33 protein-coding genes are annotated in these 22,353 nt (G+C 37.1%); 1 reads left to right on the top strand and 32 read right to left on the bottom strand.

Going from position 1 to position 22,353, the window contains the following annotated elements; genetic code table 11:
• Nucleotide 1 precedes the first annotated feature (1 nt).
• The 23 genes from MKY49_RS01590 to MKY49_RS01480 form a co-directional block, all read right to left on the bottom strand.
• Nucleotides 2-646, bottom strand: a complete 645-nt coding sequence (locus tag MKY49_RS01590) for a hypothetical protein (protein WP_341385461.1) — start codon at nt 644-646, stop codon at nt 2-4.
• Entirely contained in the window at nt 643-945 is a 303-nt protein-coding gene (locus MKY49_RS01585; protein WP_341385460.1) for a hypothetical protein, read from the bottom strand. The genes MKY49_RS01590 and MKY49_RS01585 overlap by 4 nt, the downstream gene beginning before the upstream one ends.
• On the bottom strand, nt 939-1,640 hold the full coding sequence (locus MKY49_RS01580; RefSeq protein ID WP_341385459.1) for a phage tail protein I: 702 nt from the start codon (nt 1,638-1,640) through the stop codon (nt 939-941). Before MKY49_RS01580 ends, MKY49_RS01585 begins: the two co-directional genes overlap by 7 nt.
• Nucleotides 1,633-2,751, bottom strand: a complete 1,119-nt coding sequence (locus MKY49_RS01575; protein WP_341385458.1) for a baseplate assembly protein — start codon at nt 2,749-2,751, stop codon at nt 1,633-1,635. Before MKY49_RS01575 ends, MKY49_RS01580 begins: the two co-directional genes overlap by 8 nt.
• Nucleotides 2,748-3,074: a GPW/gp25 family protein gene (locus MKY49_RS01570; RefSeq protein WP_313469309.1), complete on the bottom strand. Its 327-nt coding sequence runs from the start codon at nt 3,072-3,074 to the stop codon at nt 2,748-2,750. The genes MKY49_RS01575 and MKY49_RS01570 overlap by 4 nt, the downstream gene beginning before the upstream one ends.
• A complete protein-coding gene (locus MKY49_RS01565; protein WP_066036970.1) occupies nt 3,071-3,460 on the bottom strand; it encodes a phage tail protein in 390 nt (129 codons plus the stop codon). The genes MKY49_RS01570 and MKY49_RS01565 overlap by 4 nt, the downstream gene beginning before the upstream one ends.
• A gap of 4 nt (nt 3,461-3,464) precedes the next feature.
• Nucleotides 3,465-4,007 carry a phage baseplate assembly protein V gene (locus tag MKY49_RS01560; RefSeq protein ID WP_083225302.1) on the bottom strand — a complete coding sequence of 181 codons (543 nt, stop codon included), beginning with the start codon at nt 4,005-4,007 and terminating at the stop codon, nt 3,465-3,467.
• Nucleotides 4,007-5,017 (bottom strand): phage late control D family protein, encoded by a 1,011-nt coding sequence (locus tag MKY49_RS01555; RefSeq protein ID WP_313469305.1) that lies wholly within the window; start codon nt 5,015-5,017, stop codon nt 4,007-4,009. Before MKY49_RS01555 ends, MKY49_RS01560 begins: the two co-directional genes overlap by 1 nt.
• A 4-nt stretch (nt 5,018-5,021) precedes the next feature.
• Nucleotides 5,022-5,228 carry a tail protein X gene (locus tag MKY49_RS01550; RefSeq protein ID WP_313469303.1) on the bottom strand — a complete coding sequence of 69 codons (207 nt, stop codon included), beginning with the start codon at nt 5,226-5,228 and terminating at the stop codon, nt 5,022-5,024.
• Nucleotides 5,221-7,671 carry a phage tail tape measure protein gene (locus tag MKY49_RS01545; RefSeq protein ID WP_341385457.1) on the bottom strand — a complete coding sequence of 817 codons (2,451 nt, stop codon included), beginning with the start codon at nt 7,669-7,671 and terminating at the stop codon, nt 5,221-5,223. Before MKY49_RS01545 ends, MKY49_RS01550 begins: the two co-directional genes overlap by 8 nt.
• Nucleotides 7,672-7,837: 166 nt before the next feature.
• On the bottom strand, nt 7,838-8,176 hold the full coding sequence (locus tag MKY49_RS01540) for a phage tail assembly protein (RefSeq protein WP_341385456.1): 339 nt from the start codon (nt 8,174-8,176) through the stop codon (nt 7,838-7,840).
• Between the two features lie 14 nt (nt 8,177-8,190).
• Nucleotides 8,191-8,709, bottom strand: coding sequence for a phage major tail tube protein (locus MKY49_RS01535; RefSeq protein ID WP_066036973.1), 519 nt, complete (start codon nt 8,707-8,709; stop codon nt 8,191-8,193).
• Between the two features lie 11 nt (nt 8,710-8,720).
• Nucleotides 8,721-10,148: a phage tail sheath family protein gene (locus tag MKY49_RS01530; RefSeq protein WP_341385455.1), complete on the bottom strand. Its 1,428-nt coding sequence runs from the start codon at nt 10,146-10,148 to the stop codon at nt 8,721-8,723.
• Nucleotides 10,148-10,552 (bottom strand): hypothetical protein, encoded by a 405-nt coding sequence (locus MKY49_RS01525; RefSeq protein ID WP_341385454.1) that lies wholly within the window; start codon nt 10,550-10,552, stop codon nt 10,148-10,150. The genes MKY49_RS01530 and MKY49_RS01525 overlap by 1 nt, the downstream gene beginning before the upstream one ends.
• Nucleotides 10,542-11,042, bottom strand: a complete 501-nt coding sequence (locus tag MKY49_RS01520) for a hypothetical protein (protein WP_341385453.1) — start codon at nt 11,040-11,042, stop codon at nt 10,542-10,544. Before MKY49_RS01520 ends, MKY49_RS01525 begins: the two co-directional genes overlap by 11 nt.
• Nucleotides 11,043-11,609 (bottom strand): phage tail protein, encoded by a 567-nt coding sequence (locus MKY49_RS01515; RefSeq protein WP_341385452.1) that lies wholly within the window; start codon nt 11,607-11,609, stop codon nt 11,043-11,045. It lies immediately after the preceding gene.
• Nucleotides 11,606-11,920 carry a hypothetical protein gene (locus MKY49_RS01510; protein WP_066036977.1) on the bottom strand — a complete coding sequence of 105 codons (315 nt, stop codon included), beginning with the start codon at nt 11,918-11,920 and terminating at the stop codon, nt 11,606-11,608. Before MKY49_RS01510 ends, MKY49_RS01515 begins: the two co-directional genes overlap by 4 nt.
• On the bottom strand, nt 11,913-12,113 hold the full coding sequence (locus MKY49_RS01505; RefSeq protein WP_066036978.1) for a hypothetical protein: 201 nt from the start codon (nt 12,111-12,113) through the stop codon (nt 11,913-11,915). Before MKY49_RS01505 ends, MKY49_RS01510 begins: the two co-directional genes overlap by 8 nt.
• A gap of 13 nt (nt 12,114-12,126) precedes the next feature.
• Nucleotides 12,127-12,453, bottom strand: coding sequence for a DUF2190 family protein (locus MKY49_RS01500; protein ID WP_341385451.1), 327 nt, complete (start codon nt 12,451-12,453; stop codon nt 12,127-12,129).
• Nucleotides 12,454-12,471: 18 nt separating this feature from the next.
• Nucleotides 12,472-13,929 carry a phage major capsid protein gene (locus tag MKY49_RS01495; RefSeq protein ID WP_341385450.1) on the bottom strand — a complete coding sequence of 486 codons (1,458 nt, stop codon included), beginning with the start codon at nt 13,927-13,929 and terminating at the stop codon, nt 12,472-12,474.
• Nucleotides 13,929-14,528, bottom strand: coding sequence for an HK97 family phage prohead protease (locus MKY49_RS01490; protein ID WP_341385449.1), 600 nt, complete (start codon nt 14,526-14,528; stop codon nt 13,929-13,931). Before MKY49_RS01490 ends, MKY49_RS01495 begins: the two co-directional genes overlap by 1 nt.
• On the bottom strand, nt 14,500-15,999 hold the full coding sequence (locus tag MKY49_RS01485) for a phage portal protein (RefSeq protein WP_341385448.1): 1,500 nt from the start codon (nt 15,997-15,999) through the stop codon (nt 14,500-14,502). The genes MKY49_RS01490 and MKY49_RS01485 overlap by 29 nt, the downstream gene beginning before the upstream one ends.
• Nucleotides 16,000-16,007: 8 nt before the next feature.
• A complete protein-coding gene (locus MKY49_RS01480; protein ID WP_313871612.1) occupies nt 16,008-16,223 on the bottom strand; it encodes a peptidylprolyl isomerase in 216 nt (71 codons plus the stop codon).
• 59 nt (nt 16,224-16,282) lie between these two features.
• On the opposite strand from MKY49_RS01480, the gene MKY49_RS01475 reads away from it, so the two are divergent.
• Nucleotides 16,283-16,498, top strand: a complete 216-nt coding sequence (locus MKY49_RS01475; protein WP_341385447.1) for a GTPase-activating protein — start codon at nt 16,283-16,285, stop codon at nt 16,496-16,498.
• Here MKY49_RS01475 and MKY49_RS01470 read toward each other — a convergent pair.
• The 9 genes from MKY49_RS01470 to MKY49_RS01430 form a co-directional block, all read right to left on the bottom strand.
• Entirely contained in the window at nt 16,482-16,631 is a 150-nt protein-coding gene (locus MKY49_RS01470) for a hypothetical protein (RefSeq protein ID WP_341385446.1), read from the bottom strand. The genes MKY49_RS01475 and MKY49_RS01470 overlap by 17 nt on opposite strands.
• 12 nt (nt 16,632-16,643) lie before the next feature.
• Entirely contained in the window at nt 16,644-18,464 is a 1,821-nt protein-coding gene (locus tag MKY49_RS01465; RefSeq protein ID WP_341385445.1) for a phage terminase large subunit family protein, read from the bottom strand.
• Complete coding sequence (locus tag MKY49_RS01460; protein ID WP_131522512.1) at nt 18,448-18,960, bottom strand: hypothetical protein; 513 nt, start codon at nt 18,958-18,960, stop codon at nt 18,448-18,450. The genes MKY49_RS01465 and MKY49_RS01460 overlap by 17 nt, the downstream gene beginning before the upstream one ends.
• Nucleotides 18,961-19,105: 145 nt before the next feature.
• On the bottom strand, nt 19,106-19,330 hold the full coding sequence (locus tag MKY49_RS01455; protein WP_341385444.1) for a hypothetical protein: 225 nt from the start codon (nt 19,328-19,330) through the stop codon (nt 19,106-19,108).
• Between the two features lie 57 nt (nt 19,331-19,387).
• Nucleotides 19,388-19,945, bottom strand: coding sequence for a hypothetical protein (locus MKY49_RS01450; protein ID WP_341385443.1), 558 nt, complete (start codon nt 19,943-19,945; stop codon nt 19,388-19,390).
• Nucleotides 19,946-20,071: 126 nt separating this feature from the next.
• Entirely contained in the window at nt 20,072-20,350 is a 279-nt protein-coding gene (locus tag MKY49_RS01445; RefSeq protein ID WP_341385442.1) for a hypothetical protein, read from the bottom strand.
• A 476-nt stretch (nt 20,351-20,826) separates the two neighbouring features.
• On the bottom strand, nt 20,827-21,267 hold the full coding sequence (locus MKY49_RS01440) for an ArpU family phage packaging/lysis transcriptional regulator (protein ID WP_341385441.1): 441 nt from the start codon (nt 21,265-21,267) through the stop codon (nt 20,827-20,829).
• Nucleotides 21,268-21,324: 57 nt separating this feature from the next.
• Nucleotides 21,325-21,768, bottom strand: coding sequence for a hypothetical protein (locus MKY49_RS01435; RefSeq protein ID WP_341385440.1), 444 nt, complete (start codon nt 21,766-21,768; stop codon nt 21,325-21,327).
• The gene (locus tag MKY49_RS01430; RefSeq protein WP_341385439.1) at nt 21,761-22,339 is read right to left on the bottom strand and encodes a hypothetical protein; all 579 of its coding nucleotides are present in this window, start codon (nt 22,337-22,339) and stop codon (nt 21,761-21,763) included. The genes MKY49_RS01435 and MKY49_RS01430 overlap by 8 nt, the downstream gene beginning before the upstream one ends.
• Between the last annotated feature and the right edge of the window lie 14 nt (nt 22,340-22,353).

Raw genomic sequence — 22,353 nt, 5'->3', positions numbered from 1 at the left:
TCTACACCACCTCTACTAATTCAACACTAAATGTCTGCCAAACACCTACACCCATTTCAGCATTCACTATGTCAATTTCTACATTACTACGAGCAACTTTTGCACCTTTTTTGTACGCATTTTTCAGGGCTTGTACTTTAATAGTGCCTGTGCCAACCTCAGTGATCACAACATCTTCTTTTGCTACATCATCAAAAATAGTGACTTGCGTAAACGGTTTAAAACCATCAACACTTGCCACTTTTAAAGTAGTCCCGCCTGTTTCAACAGCCTCAATAATGTCCGTTAAGGCTTTATCCAATGTAATTTTGTTTGAGCTGCCATCTAAAGTGTCTGCGAACGTCCCACTGTTACCTGGCACTCGGCCATCAAGTTCCATTTGGATCTGCATACGTCTAATGGTTGCTTTGAGCTCTACAATATAATCATGAGCTGAATAGATGCCTTCATCCATATGATTTAGGCGCTTCGCATTTACACGTGTTCCAGTTTCTAAATACTCATATTCTGGTTGTCCAGTGAGTGGATTGTAGATTATTTCTCCATTTTCATACCGTTGAGGTATTAATTTGCCATCAGGACCTATTTTCCAGATACGATCACGCCAATATATTAATTCATATTTATTTGAGACCACCAAACTCATGTCTGCAACTCTCCTTTCAACGTGCCAGTGAGCGTAAAAATGATCATTACACCATCATCGCTTCGTTCAATTGATGTTTCATATCGATCTAATTCAATTCCTTGAGCATCAACTAATTTTGCATTGGTTACATGACCATGGCCATCATCCAAATACACATAAGTTTTTACTGTGTCTCCTACAATCTCCTGCGAATGGAATGATTTGATTACATCTTGGCCGTCTATTGTCACAACAGCCTTTTTCATCATGTCTCTCCAAAATTCATATGTTCGGTCTAATAAAATACGTGTTACCATGTGTCTATCACCTCGCTAGCAAATATTTCACCACAAACAGGCATGTAAACTGGATACGTGTAGTTTTTCGATTCAATTTCAATTGATTTTTTAGTGCCTGCACCTGGTACACCTTCGCAATAAATCTCACCACAAACAGGCATGTAAACTGGATAATGTGACTTGCTAGATTCAATTTCGATATACTCATTTTTGGGCAACTTTACAGCCACAAAGTCGAGCCATGATCTTGTGTTTTTATATTCGTTTACTAGTTGCCTAAGTAATAATAAAGTTTTACTTGTAATGTTTGTGGTAGTTACTTCAACTTTAAAGTGAAATGGTTCTCCTTCGTATTGAAACCATTCAATCACATCACCAGGCAAATTTAATGCTTCAAGGACCTGTTCGATTGCTGCAGGTGTTCCTTTGCGTCGGTGGGTATTGATAGCTGTTTGAATAAGATTGATTTTTTGTTGGCGTGTAGTAGCCAACGACAATCCTTCATTCCAGCCAATGTGTTTCTCCCACAACAAATGGTCTAACACTGCATCATCTAATTTATCTAAATGTAACGTGTAGTTAATTTTATAAGCCCAATCTCGCATTTGATCCAATGATGTCTGCAATGTTTTCGCTAAATTTTTAACCTTTTCATCTTGTAGTAGGTTATTGGGGATCTCACGTAAAAGCGTATTTTGTTTTAAGTCAATCATCCTCTAAGCCCCCAAATGTTACATTTTTGTTTTCCATAACAGCAACTTGGCCTTTATTAATAGCCATAAAAAAAGGTTTCCTTACCTCGACTCGCTTTGCTCCAGCCTTATAGCAATCGCTAATCAATTTCGATGGATTAATGTCTCGACCAATCTTTGATGATTGCCATTTCCCATACTCATCAATAGCTTTTTCAACATTTTGATGAATGAGTGTTTTATCTACCGCATTTGTTTCGATGTAATAAACAACATCTAAATCATAAGTGACTATTTCTGGAGCACTTACAGTAATAAAATCTGTTAGTGGCCGTACGTCCCTGGCATTCACTTTTTCATAAATTAATTGAATAATTTCTTCTGAAGGTAATTCTCCGTTTTTTAATAAAACGCTGATATTCACATAACCAGGTTGTGGAGAATCTACAAAAATGTCGCTAATCAATGGTGATGCCGATTTTGCATAATACTCATATGCTCCTGTCGGCCCTGCATTAGAGAGTTTTTCAGGTGCTAAATAAATACGATTTCGGTATGATTCCTCATCTTCTTCTAGTGATCCACCTGCTGAAACTGTAATATTTTCAACTTTGCTTATATATGGCAATGGCTTCACTAAGCTGTTGATTTCTCCAATAGCAAAACCATTACCTTCAGGACCTGTGATGGTGCACTTTAAATTAATATCAACAAATAAATCTGTCGTTTCAATAACAGCATCATGTGTAGAAACAAAAAAAATAGCCCCTTCATTAGAAGTAGCTAATAGTTCCCCTTTCTTTATGATTTTTGATGTTGAAAGAGGTAAAGACAAATGCATACGTAACGTGGTGGACGCTGCTGTTGCTTCTAAAACAGGTGTATCAAATTCAGCCCCTCTGTGCTTTAATATATCCCCACGCGCATAGTAAAGTAAATTTTGTTTGGCTGCGTCATTTATGGCCACGTTTTGTTTAGTAATCACAGATGCACAAGTTAAAAAAATGAGCCTCAATGGATCTGCTTGTGCAAGTTTCCTTCCTTCTTCTTGTTCATACATTTGAATGAATTCATTGGCCAGTTCTTCAGGGTTAGTTGTTAAAAAATTTATTTCAGGCAAAATAACCGTCACAATACCACCCCATTTCTAAGACTAAAAATTATTGTTGGATAGGCTTGGCCATCCACGTTTACATCTAGCTTTACTTCCTCTACAATCACACGCGGTTCATATGTTTCAACTGCTTCGAAAATTTCTGCAACCAACAACGGATGAAGGTTCGTTACTGGCTTATCTACAAATGATTCAATTAGCCCAAAACTGCGAAAAAGAGGTACAGAAAATTTGGACGTACCAAGGATTGTATTTATATTTTGAAAGATTTCTTCCAATACACTATTAGGACGAAAGTTTATAACTGAAGGATTGTAAGTTAATGTATATTGTTGTGTCATACATATTCCTCCATCGTTATTGTAATACCAGCACTCAATATGTTGCCTTTGTTGTCGAAATAGTCCCATGATTGATCAACGCTTGGCAGATACCATTTATTAACGCCAACACGTTTATTTCCAATGATTAAAGTGTGTGCTTCTCCACTACGCACACACTTGATGAATTTATCTAATTCTTTGATAGGATTCACGCCATGAAAGGCAGAAAAGTGCATAGTGAAAGATACTTTTCCATTATCTACGCCTGTAAATTCAGACTTTGATTTTTGGCCATGTATATCATGCTTTGACCATCTTGCTGATTCACTACGCTTAAAACCATCAAATGTATTCACTTTCTTATCTGATACAGAAAAAATTACATTGCCCCATGTCCCAATCATCTAATCATCCTTTCGTTGGTGTACCAGTAGTACCTCCAGGAGATGGATGGACGTGATTCACTAGACTGACCCCACCAGCGATAATATCTTTAGTAACGTGTAGGTTTCCATCTAGAAACATATCACTCTCTGCCTTAATATTTATAGGTTGTTTTGCCACAATATTAATTTCACCAGTACAATCCATAACAAGTGTTTTAGTATCCAAATCGTATTTGAGTATGGTACCATCTTCAAACCAAATACCTATACAATCTTGTTCTCCGATTTCTTCAGGAGGCGTATCGACATCAGAATATACAGCACCAATAATAAATCCCGTGTCAGGCGCATTGGCTGCAAATAAAACTATAACCTGCTCCCCTACACTCGGCATCCAGTAGTGTTTCGTTTTCATTGTTCTGAAAGGTATTACACTTAATTCATCTGATACAGCATCATCACAATCCTCAAAATGTACTCTTGCTGTTGCCTTTGCACGATTGATTGATGAAACAATGCCGTATTTAACAGCTTCAAATGAAGTTGATTGCATTGACTTTGACATTAATAACTTAGCACCCCCCTTAAATTAATATCTGTTGTATAACCGCCTGTTACATTGTGTCCAGCAGACTCTATAATATATTTACCACTAAAAGCACCAAACTTTTTTAGTTCGATAGTTAGCCCTTGTACTAATCTCTCGTCACCTAACAATGTAATTTTCCCCGTTTTAGAACGCTTATTTTTATTGCGTGCTTCTGCTTGTGCCCATCGTTTAGCCTCATCTAAATTTTTAGCCTTTTTATTAACCTTGAGGGTAGGTCCACTTTTCACACCTGGTACATTATAGGTGTATTTTATGGTTTTCTTTTTTGTAGCATCAGAATAAGAAATCTCCACTTTGGCATACTGTTCTTCAGCTGCAGTTTCTTTAAAATCGTATGATTTAATATCATCCTCACCTCGTGTAATTGTTCGGACGGTTGATTTCTTTTCATACTCCAACTCGTCATAAACAATAAGCTGATCATTTGTTACCTTGATGGATAAACCCTCTTTTTTGGTGATCTCTTTAGCAAAGGCCAAGTCAGTTTTTTTAGATTGTTCAACACGTTTATATTTGTGGTTAGGAGCATCAAAAAATAATTTTAGTCCTGCTGATTTTGCTACATCTGTTAAAATCGTCTTTAAATCTGTATTTTCCCATGCTTTCGTTTTCTCAGTGTCTTTACCACCTTCATTGAAAGGTGTTGAAACAGCTTTAATTGAGACTTTATCTGGTGGTCCCTTAAAACTTACATCGTCAATATAAAAAGTGCCGCATTTTAACTGCGACACTTCTTTTTCTTTACGCCAATTTTCAAGACGGATTGTAGCATGTATCTTATCACCTTTACCTGGTAACCATGGATCCTGCCATTTCTTTTCACGATCTTGCAAATCTAATTGGATTTCATCACTTTTCCCTTCATTATCATTGTACTGAAATGAAGTTAAATCAGGCGCTAAGTCTGCTGTTATGTTTTTCCCATTGTAAGAAATAACGACAATTGCTCGTCTTGTATTAGTCACTATATCACCTCATCCATGGCGGTTTATTAGCGCTTTCTTTAATCGTGTCAATTTCAGGCAATATTAACTCAATACCAGCTGAAAATACAACTGTTTGAATGTGTTTTGGGTTGGCATTCATTACTTGGTCCATCACCATTTCTGTGCCGTAATGTTTATAACAAATTACATCCCACTCATCACCTGATATTGTCTTATACAGCTTACCCAAACGACAATCTCCTTTCATTTCGTTGTATTTCCGCAATACGAGCTTCTAAATCGTCTTTATCAGCATCCGCATGTTGTTTAACACTATCTAAATCCTCTGGTCTTTGTACACTGTACTGTGGCGAATAATGAATAACAATACTTCCACCATTACCACTAGAGTCAGCTACTTGTTGAGGATTAATAATTGATGCATCGGGTGCCACTTGTTTTTGTAAATCTGCAAGCATTCCATCATTGTTTAACATGCCAAGTGCTTGGCCAGTTTGTAGCCATAAGTCTCTGCTTCGTTGACTATTATTCCAAGGGATTACAGACTCTGTGTCACCGCCCTCACCAATCCATGCTAACGTTGGATTACCAACGATACCACCTTCAGCAAAGCCAGGGAGCGCCCCTAAAAACTTACTAGCTGCGCTTTTCAAAGGTTTAGGTACTAAATCACCTATCGCGCCTAAAACAGCCCCACCCATGGATTTAATACCGTTGATCAATCCATTGATAATTGCTATCCCAACATCATACAGATTAATTCCTTGGAAGAATGAAATGATATTATTCATGATTGTTGAAGCTGTTGAAAGAATGGCATTCCAGGCTCCATCCCAATCGCCACGCAAAAGGGCCATCCCTGCTTGAATAATTCCATTTACGATTGCTATAGCATTTTGAATTATCATTTGAACATATGGAAAGACAAATTGTACAATTTGTAAAAAACCGGATACAGCAGGGACTACAAAATTTGTGAAAATCAGTGCGATTCCTTGAATGAGCATCGCTATTAATGGGACTGCTGATTGAATTACAGAAACAATAATCGGAAAAACAGCTTGAATAATAGTTGATAATATGGGAATTGCTGCAGTTGCGATTGACATTATAGCTCCGCCTAAAGAAGAAAATGCCTCCATAATTACTGGAAGGTAGCTCATGACAGTTGAACCTATTGCAGATACACCATTTATGAACGTCTCTTTTAACAGGGCTAGCAATGGCGATATGGCGTTTCTAAATGTTTCCGACTTCTGATAAGCAAAATATAATCCAGCGCCTAATGCGGCTAATCCTGCAACGATAAGCACAACAGGATTGGCCAGCATGGCTGCATTAAACGCACGCATTCCACTGGATACAGCTGCAAGCATTCCTTTAAATCCTCCACCTGCAAAAGTAGAGGCCAACATAGCTGTACGATGTGCCGCCATTAAAGCTGTGCTTGCTTTTTGAATGGTGTTATATACCTTTTGGTAGGTAACGATAGCAGATAACCCAACCTTGTAAGCCGCAAATGCGCCCACTAAACCCAATACAACAGGTCCAATAACTGAGAGCACCATTTTGAGCCTTGATACAGCATTAGGTAACCTATCCTTTAAATATTGAGCGAATATATTGAGATATGGAAGAACTGCATCTCCTATTGGATAAACCAAATCCATAAATAAAATACGGCCTATCCCTCGGATGGCCGCATTAAATGAACTAAACTGTATTTGGTTTACTGTCTCCATTGCTCCTTCAAAGCCCTCCATGGCATCTGTTGATCCCAACATCGCATACATAGCTGTAGACTCTAAATCTTCCCACTTCGTTCCGAATAACGCCACAGCTAATTGGTTGGCTGCAACCTGGTCATCCATGCCTTGGAGCTCTTTTGTCACAGCGCTTGCAACATCTGCTACAGATGCCTCACCACGGTTAAAACTTTCCCACAAATCAAATGTTGATTTACTCATAGCAGAAAACGTTTCGTCAGTTGATTTTGAGCCGTCTTTAACCCTGATTTGGAACTCTTTCATCACATCATTCACGTAATCTAAGTTGTAAACACCAGCTTTTGCTCCACGTTCCATAATGCCGAAATATTCGTCAGCACTATAGCCCATTTCACCAAACAACGGTGCATATTCTGCAACGTTATCTAACATTTCATCGGAAAAATTAAGACCCCTTTGCGCTCCTGCAGCAAAGAGGTCCATTGCGGTTGCTGAATTAACACCAAAGCTACTCATCATATTGTTAGCAGCCCTGGTTACTTCATTTATATCCTCGTCAAAAGTTTTGGCAAATGACAAAGCCTCACCAGTAAATTGCTCTAAATCCGCATCACTTAATTCATGCATGTTCTGCTTAACCTTAGCGAGTGCATCCGTAACTTCTTCAAAGGAATCTCCATAGTTATTGCGAAATAAATTTTCTGCAGTCCCTTTTAAATCCTCGAAATCATCACCAATTAAGCCTGTTTGAGCTGATAAAGTGGCCAATTCTTGACTCATATCAGCTACTTGTGAAATGGCATTAGTAAGAGCAGCTGCACCACCAAGAGCAGCCGCGGCACCACCTAACGCTTTCATCATTCCACCAGCATCATTAAAAGTGTTGGTAAAGCTACTCGTTAGTTCTGCTCCAAGCCTAAAAGCAATGTCAAATACCTTAGACACTAACTTTCACCTCGCTTCTTTGGCTTTTGTGCATCGATTCGTTTAAATGTGTTGTACCAACCAAATAACCTACGTATAGATAACTTTAAATAAAAATCGACTGGTGTTCTGCTTTGTAATGCACAATAAGTACACATCAAACGAATGCTTTCAGCTGGTTCCTTGGCTATTTGCCACCTAATAAAAAAAGCGATGTTCGTGTTGTAATCTTTGCGTAATCAGGTGCTGATAGTTTACGAATTAGATCAACATGAACTCTCGCTGCTTTTGAAGCCACAATAGCTAGAAAAGGCTTAGACATTTCTTTTACCATAACCATTGAATTTTGTGGTGCTTCAGCATTAAATTGAGCCTCGGCTTTTTCAATATCCTCACCAGTAAGACTTTCAAAGTCTAAATTAATTTGATTTACTGTTTGATCTTCAAATACAATTGGTCGTTTCAAATTAATCTGTGTCTCTAAGGCTTGGTTGTCCACCATTTCAATATTTGATTTATCATTCATTGTTCATTTTCCTCCTATAATCCAATGTTTTTTCGTACTTGTTCTAAAACGTCTTTTCCGTTTATTACACAAATGAAATTAAATTTATCAATTTCAATGACTGTTTTTCCATCAATCATAATTTTGATGTAGTGCACTTCAAACTCATTGGCTGTTTCTGTAGATGCACCGATAGCCAGTTTCCCAGGATTAAGATTTATAGGTACACAACGTGTTTTAATAACAACTGATTGATTTACATATTCACCTTTACCTGCATCAAATAACTGTTGGTTTGCACGTAAATCTATCGAATGGGCTTTAGGTTCTGCAAGTGCAATGGCATCCTTTGTAATTGTTCGCCAGTTAATTTTTAAAGTTTGAGATCCGTAATGTCCCACAACAGGCGCATTCACTTCACCTGCAATGCCAGCACCTTTCATTGTTTCAGTAAGTGCCTCAAAAGACGGTAGCTCAACCTCGCCTGCACCCAGGTAATCCGTTACATTCTTCCAAACTGAGTATTGAGTTACTAATTGATCTTGTATATTCATTTAGTTTCCTCCTAACTAAAAAGCGCACTGAAATAACCAGGATCAAATTCAAATAATCCTTTTATTTCGCGCGCTGGTGTTCCTGGTGTGAGATACAAGTGGAAAGCATAAGAGCCATCCATTAGATCGGTTGTAGCGTTTTCTTCTTCTGCAAATTCAATTCGACCACCTAAGATTAACTGGCGTGCCTTTTTGCTGTTAAGATCAATGTTTTTACTATCAACAACATTTTCAATTAGTTTTGGATTTCCTGGCTTGTCTACGTTATTCCAAAACGAAAGAATAAATTGATTTTGCTCATAAATAAACACACGACGTACTGAAATAAAGGCATCCTTTGGATCAGTATTTGTTGGATAAGCAGATGTCCGATGACCCCAAGCACGCCAACCTCCAGTCCAGTTAAGCGCTGTGACGATACCTTGGCCATTTAGATAGTTTGCTTGTTCCAAGCTAAGTAAAATTTCTGTACCATCTTCTAGTACAGCTGCATCCATTTGTAAGTTTTTATTTGAAAACTCTTCACATGGATAACCTTCGTTGCTTGCATCAACTAGGTTTGCTAAACTAGCTGCTTGTGTTGACATATGATACTGTTTTCCACCAAGAGATACTTTTGGCCAAAACACTAGTAAATCTTCGTTATCTAAATTATTTTGATTTTTTACCATTGGGGCTTGTGTGTAATCTTTTACTTCAGTTGTTGAGAGGTCTGCAAATGCAGTAGCACCAAACAAACCGTTAATATTACTTACTTTGGCTTTCATAACAGCAGCTACAGCAGGATCTGTTGAATATTTAGGAGCAATAAGTATTCCTGGTACTTCGCGGAACCTTGGAAATACTTCGTTTGTTAACTCAAGTCCTTTTAAAGTTCCATCTTGTGATACACCGCCAATAATATCTGCGGCAGTTACCATTGTTGTATCTAACTTTTTAAACTCCACCTTAATTTCATTAGCAACAGAAGTAAAAATGTGAAGATGGCCATTATCATCGAATTCCAACTCATAATCTTTTTCCTCATATGGTGTATTCCCATCCACACTCTTAATGACAATTGTTGATTTGAGCACGCCATCCTCTTTTAAAACAGCTTCATTTTTTATTACATTTAATTGTTTATTTCCCTCAACAGAATGTTTTTCAGGATCTAAAACATTAATCATTACCAATGGAGCTACAGCAAAAAGCGCGAAATGCGAACTAATTGACTCACAAATTGTATATTTATCAAAATCATCAAGATAACCCATTTTCTTTACACATTCTGAATACGTGTAGCCAAACATTGGTTTATTCACCAAAGATGCAGGATCTTCTGTTAAATGAATAGGTGCAGTACCTACAATAACAGTTAATCCAGCAGTTGATTTTACAGGTGGCTTAATAGATGTTGGTAACTCATGTGTATAGACCCCGTGTTGATAGCCAGCCATTAATTAGCCTCCTTCCTTGGTACTGAATAGAATTCTCGTATTGCATTAAAATAACGATTTTCCAAGGTACCTTTTACTTTAGTCCGACTTTCTACTTCTGCCATTTCTAAAATCGGCACGAATAATTTTTCTATTTCAGGGCATTTCTCAATAAAACTATTAATATGTGGTGTAAAAGTTGTTTCAACCACCGTGTATGTTGGCAAGCCCAGTACATTAGGGCCAACATAGATTTTTTGAGTAATACTTGTTGCTGGAATAACATTTTCGTCAGAAATAATTGCTGATTTATCTTGCTCTACAACGCCTCCATCTAAATGCGTTGGAAGGGCACTTTCTATCGTTTCTCTTACTACTTCAGGAGAAACAGGCTCTACTTGGTTTTTAATACGTTCATTGGCCATTTATAAACCCTCCTTGTGTTAATGACCTACTTTCAAAGGTCAGTTGTACGCCTCCATAATAAAAGGGATGGCGTTCTTCTTCACTTCCATCTAGTGCCCAACTTAATGGATACTTGAATAGATATTTGTTTTCTAAAATAGGATTGCGATTGAAGTCATTCCAAATGGCTTGAATACAAGCCATTACATCATCATATCCCTCTCCCTCCAAACCCTCATTTTTCACACCAATTAAAACATTCAACACATTATCCTCTAAACTTTCATTACTCTCTTTTTGTCCTTGATCGATTTTAACCAAACAAAAAGGATACACTTCATCATGTGTATCCTCATCTGAGTAATTAAATTTGTCACTTGTTCTTTCGGGAATCTTATGACGAAAAATCTTAAATGGTGTTTGATTGTTATAGGAAGTTTTCAAAGGGAAACCTTTTAATATTTCAGCTAGTCTATCAACTAAAGCATTTTGTATGTTAGCAACTGTCATTTAACTCGCTCCTAATTGCCCTAAAATTCGATTGATTTCATGATTCAAACGTGTTTCATACGTAATCCATGATTGTTCATTAATTTTTCGTACCGTTTCCTCATTTCCAATCATTTGAGGTATTGAAGGACCAAAAAGTCTTGCAATCGGTAACCTTTTATTCGTTTCACGTTTAAATAGTTTAATGCCATGTAAATTAGCTACAAATGCTCCTAAAACTTGTTTCATCCCATTCTTTTTAACAGCAATTTTTAACTGGCTTTTTCGTTTGGGATTGACTGTTTTAGGTGATACTTTAAATCGGTCTAACGGTACAGCCTCACCACTAGATCTTACTTCTGCTGATAAAACAGATTTACTTGCCTTTGTAATTTTTAATGTTGCCTTAATATCTGCAGGTTTAAGATGATATTTTGATCGTGTTTCTTTTGTAATATTGCTGGCGGTATTGGTGGATGCTCGATTTAATGAATTGGCTATCGCATTGGGAGCTCGATTAGCAAATTGACCAAGTCTCTGTTCAACATCCCTTAAAGCAGCTGCATCGACTTGAATCAACATACTCATTCTGTGTACCTCATTAGTCCAATTGTTAGCATTCCTAAATTATTACGGACAACTTTTATTCGATATTCTTTCCCCTCAAACTCCATTATCCTTTCAGGCTGCGGAATACCTCTAAAATAAGAGGACTCCACATGAAAAACTACATCACATGAAGCCAACTTCTTATCAGTATTAAATTGGACCATTTCATCACTATCACGAACAATTTTCATTGCATTTTTATTGATGATGACCGTTTCCGCAAACTCATTTTCATTTAAAAAAACATTATTTACATCTTGTAATAAGAAATCTTTAAAAGTCTTATTCATGATCATCATCTGCTTTTCTCACGCGGCGACCTTTTGGTTGTTCATCCTTACTATCTACTGCATTTGCTACTTTTGCAGAACCACCCTCGATTAATTTAGTAGCAAAGGCATCATCTGCTGAAAAAACTTCACCTGGCGGAATCATTCGTCCAGCGAACCATACATGAGTGATTGACTCTAAAATAATGGCCATATCATTACCTCCACTAATCGATTTTTACTCGGGCAATATTTCCAGCTTGTGATTTTGGCTCAATAATCCAACCTGCAGGTGTAGCATCTGTTTCGGTAGCCTGTACCTTGCCATCTTTAAAATAAACAGTTTGGCCAATCGTAAATGCTTCTGTAGTAAGGGCAGGTAAATCATACACACCCATTACATTGATAGCTCCTTTTGTACCCACAGGAATTGCAGTAGCCGCAACACCAATGCGGTTGGATAAGGAGATAACTTCGCCTGCTACAATGTCCGCACTAGTGTTATTAATAAAATCAATTGTTTCGCCACGTTGTACATATTTTGCTTGCGCCATTTTGTCTTAACCCCTTCCTTATTTACCGTTGTTTTTAACTACTGTTTGATAATCTACAACTGTTACACCATAATCCATATAAATGTCCCATAGGAAACCTAGTTGGCCAGCTGGTGCTTGTTTCATGACAATCGTCGGCATATCTTTCCCATTTAGGAAATCAACTTGAATTGGTGAACGTAAAATATCTGATGTTACATACCATTCTAATTCGCCATTTACACTTGCATCATCAAGCTCTGCATCTGAAACGATTGTAAATTGATTATAGAATGGGTTTGGAATATTAGGATTCGCTTGTGATGGATCCACAGTTGAACCAATTAATTGACCTGCCTTTGTTTCAAGTGAAGTTGGTACTAACATGAAACGTGCAGGGATATTCAATTTCACATCTCCACCAGCTGCTGTTTGTTTTCTTAATAATTGGCGTGCTTGTGATAATGTATCAACTGATGGGGCTCCGCCTGTGGCCATAACATTTTTATGATCCGCATGGAAGAGTGTCTTACCATCCCAAATAGCTGGATTTTTAGCTAGAGTTTGATATACCAAACGGTTAATACCAAGTCGTGCTGATTGAGCATATAGGGCTGGGATAGTTTCAATGAAACTTACATCATCATTAATAAATGCTTGACGTGACATGGAGAATTGACGGCCATAAGTTAATAATTGACGTGTTGGACCTTCAACACCATTAGGATCATCATGTTTCAATTCACCATTCTCTGACACTAACAATAGTTCCCCTGCAGTACCAACTTGATATGTTTTAGTAGGACGGAAATCAGTTAATGTTCCACGACGTGTCCAATGTTGGTATGTTGTAGCTGCGTCTGTATATGCTTGTTGGAAAACATTACGAGCAGTTTGATCGATGATGTTTGTAAATAGAGATGTTGGCGTTAAATGTTGGCGTAAAAGTTCATCATCACTTAATCGATAAGCGTTATTTACACCTTCGATAATGAGTGATTCCTTTGCTAATTCACGTAATGATAAATTACGTAATTCTCCAGAGCCATCATTCGGCTTTTCAACGTTCATTCCAACACGTAAAGCTAGTCCATCTGCAGCTGCATCACGGAATTTATCACGCTCATCTTTCCCCATTTGAATTCCTGAAGGTTGTGGCGCACGATCTTTAATTTGCTTTTCCAATATGAATTGACGAACTTGGTCAATTGAATGGCCGTCTTTAATATATTCCTCAGCGTTTAAACCAAAATCTCGGCAAAGTGATGTAATTTCAAGTGCACGTTGACGTTCGGCAGCAAGTGCACGCTCCGAGTTATCTACTGGTGTTGGTGCTGGTGTTGGCTCATTTGGATCACCTTGTGCACGGAGAGCATCAATTTTACTTTGTAATTCATCAAATTCTCGCTTTTCTTCAACTGATAATGCACGATTTCCCTCTGCTTTTGCAGCATCAACAATCGCCTTTTGGCGTGCTAACATTTGTAATAAATTCATTATTTTATCCCTCCAAATAGGTTTTCATTAAGTAAAATTTGGCGTTCATAATACGAATAGTCGCCTTTTTCTTGTATTTCTTGCTCAAATTCATCTTCCATATCTCGACCTACTCCTACTGATGCATCAGCTGGCACAGAAACGATACTAATTTCATATGGCTGCCATTTCAAAGCAACGCTACATGGTCCCACGTGGCGACCATTTGCAGAAGTTTTACCAGGTGCCACTTCTTCCCATGATTCAACTTGATAACCAACTGATACAGCTTTAAGAGTTTGAGATTTTACTTTTTGATAAATCACATCTGATTCATCATCTTCATCAAAGGTAACTTGCGCATAAGCCCGATTATCCTTTGTCCACGCTTTATCAATACGGCCAATTACTTTGTCACGATTATGGTTATATAAAAGCACGCCAATTTCATTTAATCGACTTAAATCAATTGCACCTGGTTCATGTGAGAGAATTTCAGGACCAAACCAACGTTGATATGGTTCTTCTGATGAAAAAGACAGCTCAAATGTCCGTTTATCGTCATTTAATGAGCGAATATCAAAGGATAAATCACGATTCATCTTCTGGTTTTTCGTCATCTGTTTCCTCAATGAGTTTGTCGATTTCTTCGGATTTTGTTGCGGATTCACTATTTATCACCCCCTTTTCTTTCATATATTCGATTTCACGTGCTCGCTGATCAATGATTTCACGCCAATCATTTCCTGTATTTCCTGCAATCTCTGCAAGTGTCGTTTGATTTGTTTCCAGCGCTATTTTATTTGCATTTGCTTCTTTAAGAGGATCAATCCATTTCATACCTGGTGCAATCCATTCATGCTGTAGGTAGCTCTCTTTTTTTGTATGAAAGTCTTTAATACTGATCTTTCCAGCCAAAACAGCTGATTCAATGAACGCCTCATAGACAGGGATAAAAAAATGATCGATTAAATATTGTTGCTGCATTAAATACGTTTTTTGGTCCTCTAATAGCCCTTGGCGAGCTGATGAATAGTTGACTTGTGACATATCACGCGCTGCAACTTCATAGGAAATGCCTTGAGCCGAACCTGAAAGGCGCTGTTGTAAACGAATAAATTCGGCTGAGTTAGCAGCCTGTGCTGGAGGCTGAACAACATGAACATCGTCCCCTGGATTCAATTCCATCATCATACCTGGACTAAGCATTTTTCCTACATATCCAGTCCGTTTATCAGGTTGACCATTTCCTCGTCCAAGAGCTCCACCACTAGGTGTCATTCTCTTAATTAACACCGCTAACAATGCTGCAACACGTTCTTTTACAGATACAGCTTCCATAAATTGATTCATGTCGCGTACACGTGGGAGCGTAGACGATAATTCACTCATTTCCCGTAACTGACTAGGACGCTTTTTCTTGAATAAAAAAAGCACATCTTTAGCGTCAATTCGCTCAGATGTACCGATATAGTTTCCATATGCATCATATTTTTTTAGATAATAGGCAACTGGCCGATTATAGGCATTGTATTCAATACCATTCACAATCTTTTTTGTCGTAGTTGTAGGAATCATTGTATCTAAATCATCTACCTCATAGATTTGTAATGATAAAGGTACAACACCATCATCAATATATCTCAAAACTACAATAATCCCACCGTCTACCTTTTGGCGTCGCACAAGCATTTGACATATTTCTGAAAAACTCTGTTGTTGTGTGACATCACAATTCTTTGGACGACACCACAATTTAAATAATGATTCTATAGCTGTATTCAAATCTTCATTTTCAGTTTTCGCTTGCAACTTAAAGCCTCCGCCAACGACATTTCGTTCAAATGCTAGGACAACACTTTCTAAAATGTCGCTATTTCGTTCTAAATCACGGCTTCTCGCACGAATTGTATCGCGATACATTCCATCAGTAGATTCAGCTTTTGCATTTACAGCTCGCCACCCTGCGTTTAAATGATCATCACCTGCTGCGTCATACGAACGCATGTCATTAACAGCTTTTCGATAACCCAAACGTTTATATGCAGATTCAGGAGATAACCAGGCAATTGTTCGGTCTAACCAATTCATTTGCACACCTACCTTCGATCAAATATAGCAACAGATGTGTTGGCCAAGCCAAAACCATCAGATTTTTCAGCTTCTAACTGCCCTTGTAATTCCTTTTGTCGCTGATAAAGCAAGGATAAATCAGCACGCTTCAACCGTCTTGAACCGATTTGATATTCCTGGCCACCTATTTCAATGGCAGCTATCGCATTATTTACTTGCTGTAACTGTTCTAAAATACTCATAAACTATCAACTACCTCCCAATATTTGCTATAATCACTTTGAAAGTGAGGTGAATACATATGGCTCAAAGTTATGCTGAAATCGCTAAAGAAATTACTATTGCAGCTATCGAAAAAGGAATTATCATTGCTCCATCTAAAAGTAATTTCAAAGACAAAGAAGAAATGCGGGAGTACAATCAACTTCGAGCAGAAGAGATTAGTCTCTTCTACAAGAAGGTTGCCTCAGCTGTAAACGATACTTATCTAGGTAATTTTACTAACGAGATTGAATAAGATTTGCTAATGCATTTACAAGACTCGGTAGATTTTCAATTTTATCTGCCGAGTTTTCCTTAATTACTTCTAATGTATAATCACAAAGAGCGATAATTGCTTCATTTACTTTTTTAGTGGTCTCAAGATTCATCCATCTCACCTCCTACATCCATTTTTTATTACCACCCAACCAATCATTATTAAATTCTTCAGCAACTGAATTTACATTGTCTTCAACTGGTGATTCCTGTTGCAATAAATGCAACGTCCTAACGCCTAAAACATCCGCCATAGCAAAATCATAGACCTCACAATCGAGATAGTGGTTATCTGCATGGGAAGTTTTCTTTACCCATACAGAAACGGTTCGGCCACTTCGTTTTTCATTAATTTTATGTTCAGCTGTCACTTGTTCTGCATAGTCATCATCAATGCCTTTATAAACCATCCATGATCCAGTACCGTTTTTCTTTTTCATACGTGATGCAATCATGTCTTTATATTTACCACCATCAATAAGAATTAACTGCATACCATGTGCTGATGATGTTGTTCGATTGACCATACTAATGCGGAAGTGATGAAGTCCATCACCAACACCTTTGATTGGGATAGCCCATTCACTATTTCGTGCACAGAAATCATATACCTCATCGGTTTGGTCCCCTGAATCAATCCCAGCTGCATTTACTATCATTCTTTCGCCATTCTCTTTATAAAATTCTGCATTCATGATGTTTTCAATATCAGTGAAACTTGATACTTGACCCTTCGCTACTAATTGAGAAGTCATATATTTTCCCCAAGCTCGAATTGTATAGTATAAACTTGTTTCCTGGACATCGACACCTGCAGTTAATAGTTCTGCCCATTCAGGCACTGTAAATTCAGGAATATCAGTTTGTCGTTCCCTAACCATATCTGCATTAGTTTTTAATTTGGTATCTTCCCAAACTTCTGCTAACCAGGAATTGACGAAGTTTTGAAATGCTTCAGGATCATCCTTTGATGTTAAAAATTCTTTTGCAATGGCTCCAAATGTTACAAATGGAGAGTACAAAGTATTCATCCAATATGCAACTTTACGAGGAAATTTAGTACGCTGTTCTACTGGTTCCCATTTTCCTAACCTCAACATTTGAATTTTGTGCTGATCAGTAATGATGCAGCCACATTCTTGGCATACATAATGGGCGAATTCAGCACGATCAATTTCACTCATACCTTCTTCTTTTGGCCATTTTATTTGTTTAAATTTAAGCTCAATCATTTCTCCACAATGACAGCAAGGTAAAAAGAAATGCTTTACTACATCCGCTGTATCTTTTGCTTTTGCAATATGGCCAGTTCTAATAGTTGGTGTAGATGTGATAAAAACTTTACTGTTTGAAAAAGTTTTAGTACGTTCACGTGCCAACTTAATTGGATCGGCTTCTTTTTTAGAAGCACCAGGATACTTATCTACTTCATCCAGTAGTAAATACCGCATGGCTTTTGAAGATAGAGACGCTGGCGAATTAGCACCTGTCAAAGATAGATACATTCCATCAAACTGTAGTTCCAACCGACTTGATTCATTTTTTTTGAATTTGCTTTTAAGTTCACCTGATAATTGGAACATTGGTTGAATACGATTTTCTGATACAGATTCGGCTAAATCATCAGTCGGATAAACAACCATGGCTGGATTAGGATCCTGCATTACTACATAACCTAAAACATTTAATAAAACTTCTGTTCCACCGACCTGTGTTGGTTTAATAAAGACAATTTCTTCAGTCTCCGCATTATTAAATTCATCCATAATCTCAACTAAATAAGGTGTCATTTCATTTCGCCATGGACCAGGAATCGCACTTGTTTTTGGATCTAATTTTCTATACTTTTCAGCCCATTGGCTAACAGTCAAATTCTCGGGAGGCTTTAAATGGCGTAATGCATTTTTTAAGTAGGTTGGTAATTTATTTTTACTTTTTCTTGGCATTATAAACACCATCCACACTCATTTGATTCAATGCATCATTTATAAGCTCTGAAATTTGCTTTTCAACTTTTCGCAATTCCATAGGATCTAAATAGCCAGTGATGAAACCAATTAATTTTCGAGGCAACATCATGGCTGATTTTTTAAATACCAAGAAAAAGCGAGTAAGTTCAGCTTCAACAATTTCCTTCTCGATGTATTTCCCCTCAGCAATATCCATTTTGATACGTGCAAGTTCTGTTTGTGATTCTTTGAATGCAACCTCTGCTTCTAGCTTTTTTTGTTGCAGATTTACAGACTTACTCGTTTCGGAATCACCGTTATAAATTTCGCCTCGCCATTTTAGAACATGCTGCAAATCCCACCAACCACGACTATGCTGTGTTAGCCCTTGCCTTTTCCAATCCGTTAGTGTTCTGTCGCTGATTTCAATCAGTTCACAAAGCTTATTTGTACGAATAAGCACTCGTCCTTTTTCCTCTTTAAAACCGTCCAATTTGTTCACCTCAATTCCGAAGTTCCGAAGTAAAAATTTTAAAATAAAAATAGGCAAGCCGCGGGCGTCGCTAGCCCCGCATAACCCCTCCCTCCTGGGAAGGACCCAAAGCCTTGGTATCACTGGGTTTATGATGGTTCATGTGTTACTCTTTGTGACTATCATTACCCTTCATGAACTCTCTAGCCTTCTTAATAGGAATGTCCATAAGAATGTGTAACCGTTTAGATATAACAGTGAGCTCATTAACTGCTTTCTTTTTCTCTCCAATAGAAACAACTGTATGAACAATACCAGCAATCAATAACATCACACATAGCGCACGTATGATTAAGTCCAATGCTAGTGTCAAGTATACAATCATGGTCATGGTCTTCTCACCACCTTCTGGCCATAATAAAAAGCCACATCTTGATTGATATGACCCTTATCTTATTTCATTTGTTTCTTTTAATAAATAATCATAAAAATAATAATGGACATTTCGACTTGAATAGTTGCGACTTAAAATTACCAGTATTGTTAAAGCTGTAACAATACCAAAATAAATCCAAGACCATAATAAGTTATTTATAGAAATATTCATAATTAGAATCACTGCCCATGAAATAAATAAACTTACCGCCACCCCTCCTAGTTCATGTTTTTTTGATAATAAGTATCTATATCTTTCTTTTTTAAATTCATCAATAGATAAATGCTTTTCATCAGCTGAAACCTCTTGCTTAAAATAGATTTTCCATTCTCTTTTATATAGACTTGGGAGAACCCAAAATAAAGAGTGATGCACTTGATTTAAAACATAGCCAAGCGGTACTCCTAAAAAAGTTAATGTTGCCCCTATTGTTAAAATATCAACTGCAGATAATTTAAAGATCTCTTTAAATCCATCTATAAAAGTCACGAATAAGTAAGGGAAAAGTGCCATTATCATTATCCATCCAGGTATTCCCCATCTAATTAAATATTTTGTATCAAAATTCATCCCTTTTCCTCCCATCTACCTACATCTTAAATTAGTTGGGATGTATTGTCATTAAGAGAAAAATTAAACATAATAAAAAGCCACACCTTGTTAGATGTGACTCTATGTATCTATTTTAAAAGGAAATTAATTCTGAGTTTCCTCAAATGCTTCATACATTAGTACAGCAGCTTTTAAATATTTTATAAAATGAGGATATTTATCTTTTATAGTCTCTAAATCTGATATCCATAATGATTTAATATTTTCGTTAGTATTTTTATACTCCACGCCATTAAAAACACCATCATGATCCAGCTTTATTGTAAGAGTAACAATTGGTCTCCAATCATTAAGCGGTCCAGATAATGCTTTAAAAATAATTTTATGCCCATCTTTATACCTCATTAATTCTACTCTATTCATATTTTATTCTCTCCTTTTACAAATATCATATACCAGAGTATTATTTGTGGTCATTAATACAAATTTGACATAACAAAAGAATGTACTATTTGTAAGATGGCTTGGGATAACTCTATTAGTTTCCTTTAAATAAATTGAGATCTACCCTTGCAAATTGTATTTGCTAGTTAGTTTTCTTTATTGTTTTCTTTATTGTTTTCTTTAGAGATTTTGCATTATATGAAGGAACTCGTTTCACTAGACGCTAATTAGCGACATTACTAGACGCTAATCCGCGACATAAGCAGACGCTAATTAGCGACATAAAAGGTGACGCTAATCCGCGACAGTCAACACTATGGAAATGAAAAAGGAATCAACTAAGGTGTCCCTTAATCAATTCCCGATGATATTAATTTAACATGTATAAAACCAAATGCTTTAAAATGATTTGCAAATATTTTTAAATTTTTTTGCAAATATTTTTAAACTATATTTTATTTAGTGTGTACGATATTTAAGTCCAAAGCTAGTTTATAAAAGGCTTTCCAACGAATTTTGTCATAAGTAGGTGGTGAAATTGGAGGTTGAAATTTAAAACAATAGACTTTCATATCTGTTAAGTATTCGGCATCATCAGCCATGTATCTTGTTTCAATCAAGAATCTTTCCATTGGTGGCAGCCTTTTTACAGCACGTTCTACACGCTCACAATATTTACGTCTTACACTCTTTTCATCAACGTTGTAAATGGCCACTGAGCCTGTTTGGTCACTTGTTAAATTGCCTTTCCCTCCACCAATGTCATTAATATGTGATGTTGTAGCTGCTTCTTTTTCTTCAAAAGTTAAATGTTTAAAAATGCGGTATTTTTCTAATTCTCGCTCGACAGCTGCTTGCGTTGCTTTTCTATCTAATTCAGGCAATTCAAAATCCAAAACAGATTTCCCCCTTCTACAAGAAAGATACCCTGGCATCTACCAGGGCAATTAGTATCAATCTAGTAAATCATCTTTGTTTTCTGTCTCATTGACATCTTCAATGGTCATTTGATCAGGTGCTACTGATACGCTACCATCTCCATCAACCTGATATTCGATACCCTCATGCTGTTCCTCAAATTCTTCAATGCTCATTTGGCTTTGTTCAAGTGAAAGCTTCACATTAAAGCCTGCTTTTGGATATAGTTTGATAGTCTTTTCCTCACTATCACCTTTGGCTTCAAATTTTAGCACGACTTTCTTGCTATCGCGCTGAATTGATTTCATCTCTGCAGATAATTTAACATCACCAAGTTCAAGTATTACAATGCTGCCTGCCATACCAATTAATTCAGATTTATATTGAACATCATCACCCAAGATATGAAACTCTAAAACTTCTTTTTTATCATCCTTTTGTATTTTTTTAAAAAGGACATTTAATTCAACTTTAGCCATTCTTCACACTCTCCATTTCAATTGTTTTATTTCCTAATATCGATTTAACTACCTCTGCTTGATAGACAGGACAACCAATAAAATCAGGTCTATTAAACTGGTACATGATTCTTGCAATTTGGGCTAAGATATATGCATCGACAACGTTGTCGCTTTTATGTGAGAAGCCATAGTGATCTATTACAGCTTTCATAACGACTTTTTTCTTCTCTGGACCAGTAAGACGTTTTTTATTCCCAACTTCACCTGTGAAGCCTGTTACACCTACAAATTTTTTTACGGCATTAGGTGCCACCTCATAGTATTTAAAGCCTCGTCTAGTTAGAGACATTCGCATACCCCAACCAATGCCGCCAAGCTGGATGCCCTGCTGCGTTGCAAAACCAAATCCTTCTACAGTTATGATGTCACCTTTTTGCATGTGGGCCATAACTTCGTCAATAAGTGTGATCATTCGGAAAGGATCTTTATCACCTACGCCTGTTAATTCTTTTGCTCTAAGTATCTGGCCACTTTCATCTAGTGCAACAAATCCGGTTTTAGTTGATGGATCTAAGCCTATGAATCTCATAACGATCCTCCAAA

Source organism: Lysinibacillus sp. FSL M8-0134, from assembly GCF_038069745.1.
Classification (GTDB): Bacteria; Bacillota; Bacilli; order Bacillales_A; family Planococcaceae; genus Lysinibacillus; species Lysinibacillus irui.
The sequence above is the reverse complement of the archived record's forward strand: the minus strand, read 5'-3'. Positions and strand labels throughout refer to the sequence as shown.

Coding starts and splice junctions, on each gene's coding strand:
- MKY49_RS01580 (WP_341385459.1), bottom strand. CDS start 1,640: ATGATTGACTTAAAACAAAATACGCTTTTACGTGAGATCCCCAATAAC.
- MKY49_RS01470 (WP_341385446.1), bottom strand. CDS start 16,631: ATGAATCTTGAGACCACTAAAAAAGTAAATGAAGCAATTATCGCTCTT.
- MKY49_RS01530 (WP_341385455.1), bottom strand. CDS start 10,148: ATGGCTGGCTATCAACACGGGGTCTATACACATGAGTTACCAACATCT.
- MKY49_RS01505 (WP_066036978.1), bottom strand. CDS start 12,113: ATGGCCATTATTTTAGAGTCAATCACTCATGTATGGTTCGCTGGACGA.
- MKY49_RS01435 (WP_341385440.1), bottom strand. CDS start 21,768: ATGGCTAAAGTTGAATTAAATGTCCTTTTTAAAAAAATACAAAAGGAT.
- MKY49_RS01495 (WP_341385450.1), bottom strand. CDS start 13,929: ATGAATTTATTACAAATGTTAGCACGCCAAAAGGCGATTGTTGATGCT.
- MKY49_RS01455 (WP_341385444.1), bottom strand. CDS start 19,330: ATGACCATGATTGTATACTTGACACTAGCATTGGACTTAATCATACGT.
- MKY49_RS01520 (WP_341385453.1), bottom strand. CDS start 11,042: ATGACAGTTGCTAACATACAAAATGCTTTAGTTGATAGACTAGCTGAA.
- MKY49_RS01540 (WP_341385456.1), bottom strand. CDS start 8,176: ATGAATGATAAATCAAATATTGAAATGGTGGACAACCAAGCCTTAGAG.
- MKY49_RS01430 (WP_341385439.1), bottom strand. CDS start 22,339: ATGAGATTCATAGGCTTAGATCCATCAACTAAAACCGGATTTGTTGCA.
- MKY49_RS01445 (WP_341385442.1), bottom strand. CDS start 20,350: ATGAATAGAGTAGAATTAATGAGGTATAAAGATGGGCATAAAATTATT.
- MKY49_RS01565 (WP_066036970.1), bottom strand. CDS start 3,460: ATGATTGGGACATGGGGCAATGTAATTTTTTCTGTATCAGATAAGAAA.
- MKY49_RS01590 (WP_341385461.1), bottom strand. CDS start 646: ATGAGTTTGGTGGTCTCAAATAAATATGAATTAATATATTGGCGTGAT.
- MKY49_RS01510 (WP_066036977.1), bottom strand. CDS start 11,920: ATGAATAAGACTTTTAAAGATTTCTTATTACAAGATGTAAATAATGTT.
- MKY49_RS01535 (WP_066036973.1), bottom strand. CDS start 8,709: ATGAATATACAAGATCAATTAGTAACTCAATACTCAGTTTGGAAGAAT.
- MKY49_RS01480 (WP_313871612.1), bottom strand. CDS start 16,223: ATGAGTATTTTAGAACAGTTACAGCAAGTAAATAATGCGATAGCTGCC.
- MKY49_RS01485 (WP_341385448.1), bottom strand. CDS start 15,999: ATGAATTGGTTAGACCGAACAATTGCCTGGTTATCTCCTGAATCTGCA.
- MKY49_RS01475 (WP_341385447.1), top strand. CDS start 16,283: ATGGCTCAAAGTTATGCTGAAATCGCTAAAGAAATTACTATTGCAGCT.
- MKY49_RS01570 (WP_313469309.1), bottom strand. CDS start 3,074: ATGACACAACAATATACATTAACTTACAATCCTTCAGTTATAAACTTT.
- MKY49_RS01560 (WP_083225302.1), bottom strand. CDS start 4,007: ATGTCAAAGTCAATGCAATCAACTTCATTTGAAGCTGTTAAATACGGC.
- MKY49_RS01500 (WP_341385451.1), bottom strand. CDS start 12,453: ATGGCGCAAGCAAAATATGTACAACGTGGCGAAACAATTGATTTTATT.
- MKY49_RS01525 (WP_341385454.1), bottom strand. CDS start 10,552: ATGGCCAATGAACGTATTAAAAACCAAGTAGAGCCTGTTTCTCCTGAA.
- MKY49_RS01450 (WP_341385443.1), bottom strand. CDS start 19,945: ATGAATTTTGATACAAAATATTTAATTAGATGGGGAATACCTGGATGG.
- MKY49_RS01585 (WP_341385460.1), bottom strand. CDS start 945: ATGGTAACACGTATTTTATTAGACCGAACATATGAATTTTGGAGAGAC.
- MKY49_RS01515 (WP_341385452.1), bottom strand. CDS start 11,609: ATGAGTATGTTGATTCAAGTCGATGCAGCTGCTTTAAGGGATGTTGAA.
- MKY49_RS01490 (WP_341385449.1), bottom strand. CDS start 14,528: ATGACGAAAAACCAGAAGATGAATCGTGATTTATCCTTTGATATTCGC.
- MKY49_RS01465 (WP_341385445.1), bottom strand. CDS start 18,464: ATGCCAAGAAAAAGTAAAAATAAATTACCAACCTACTTAAAAAATGCA.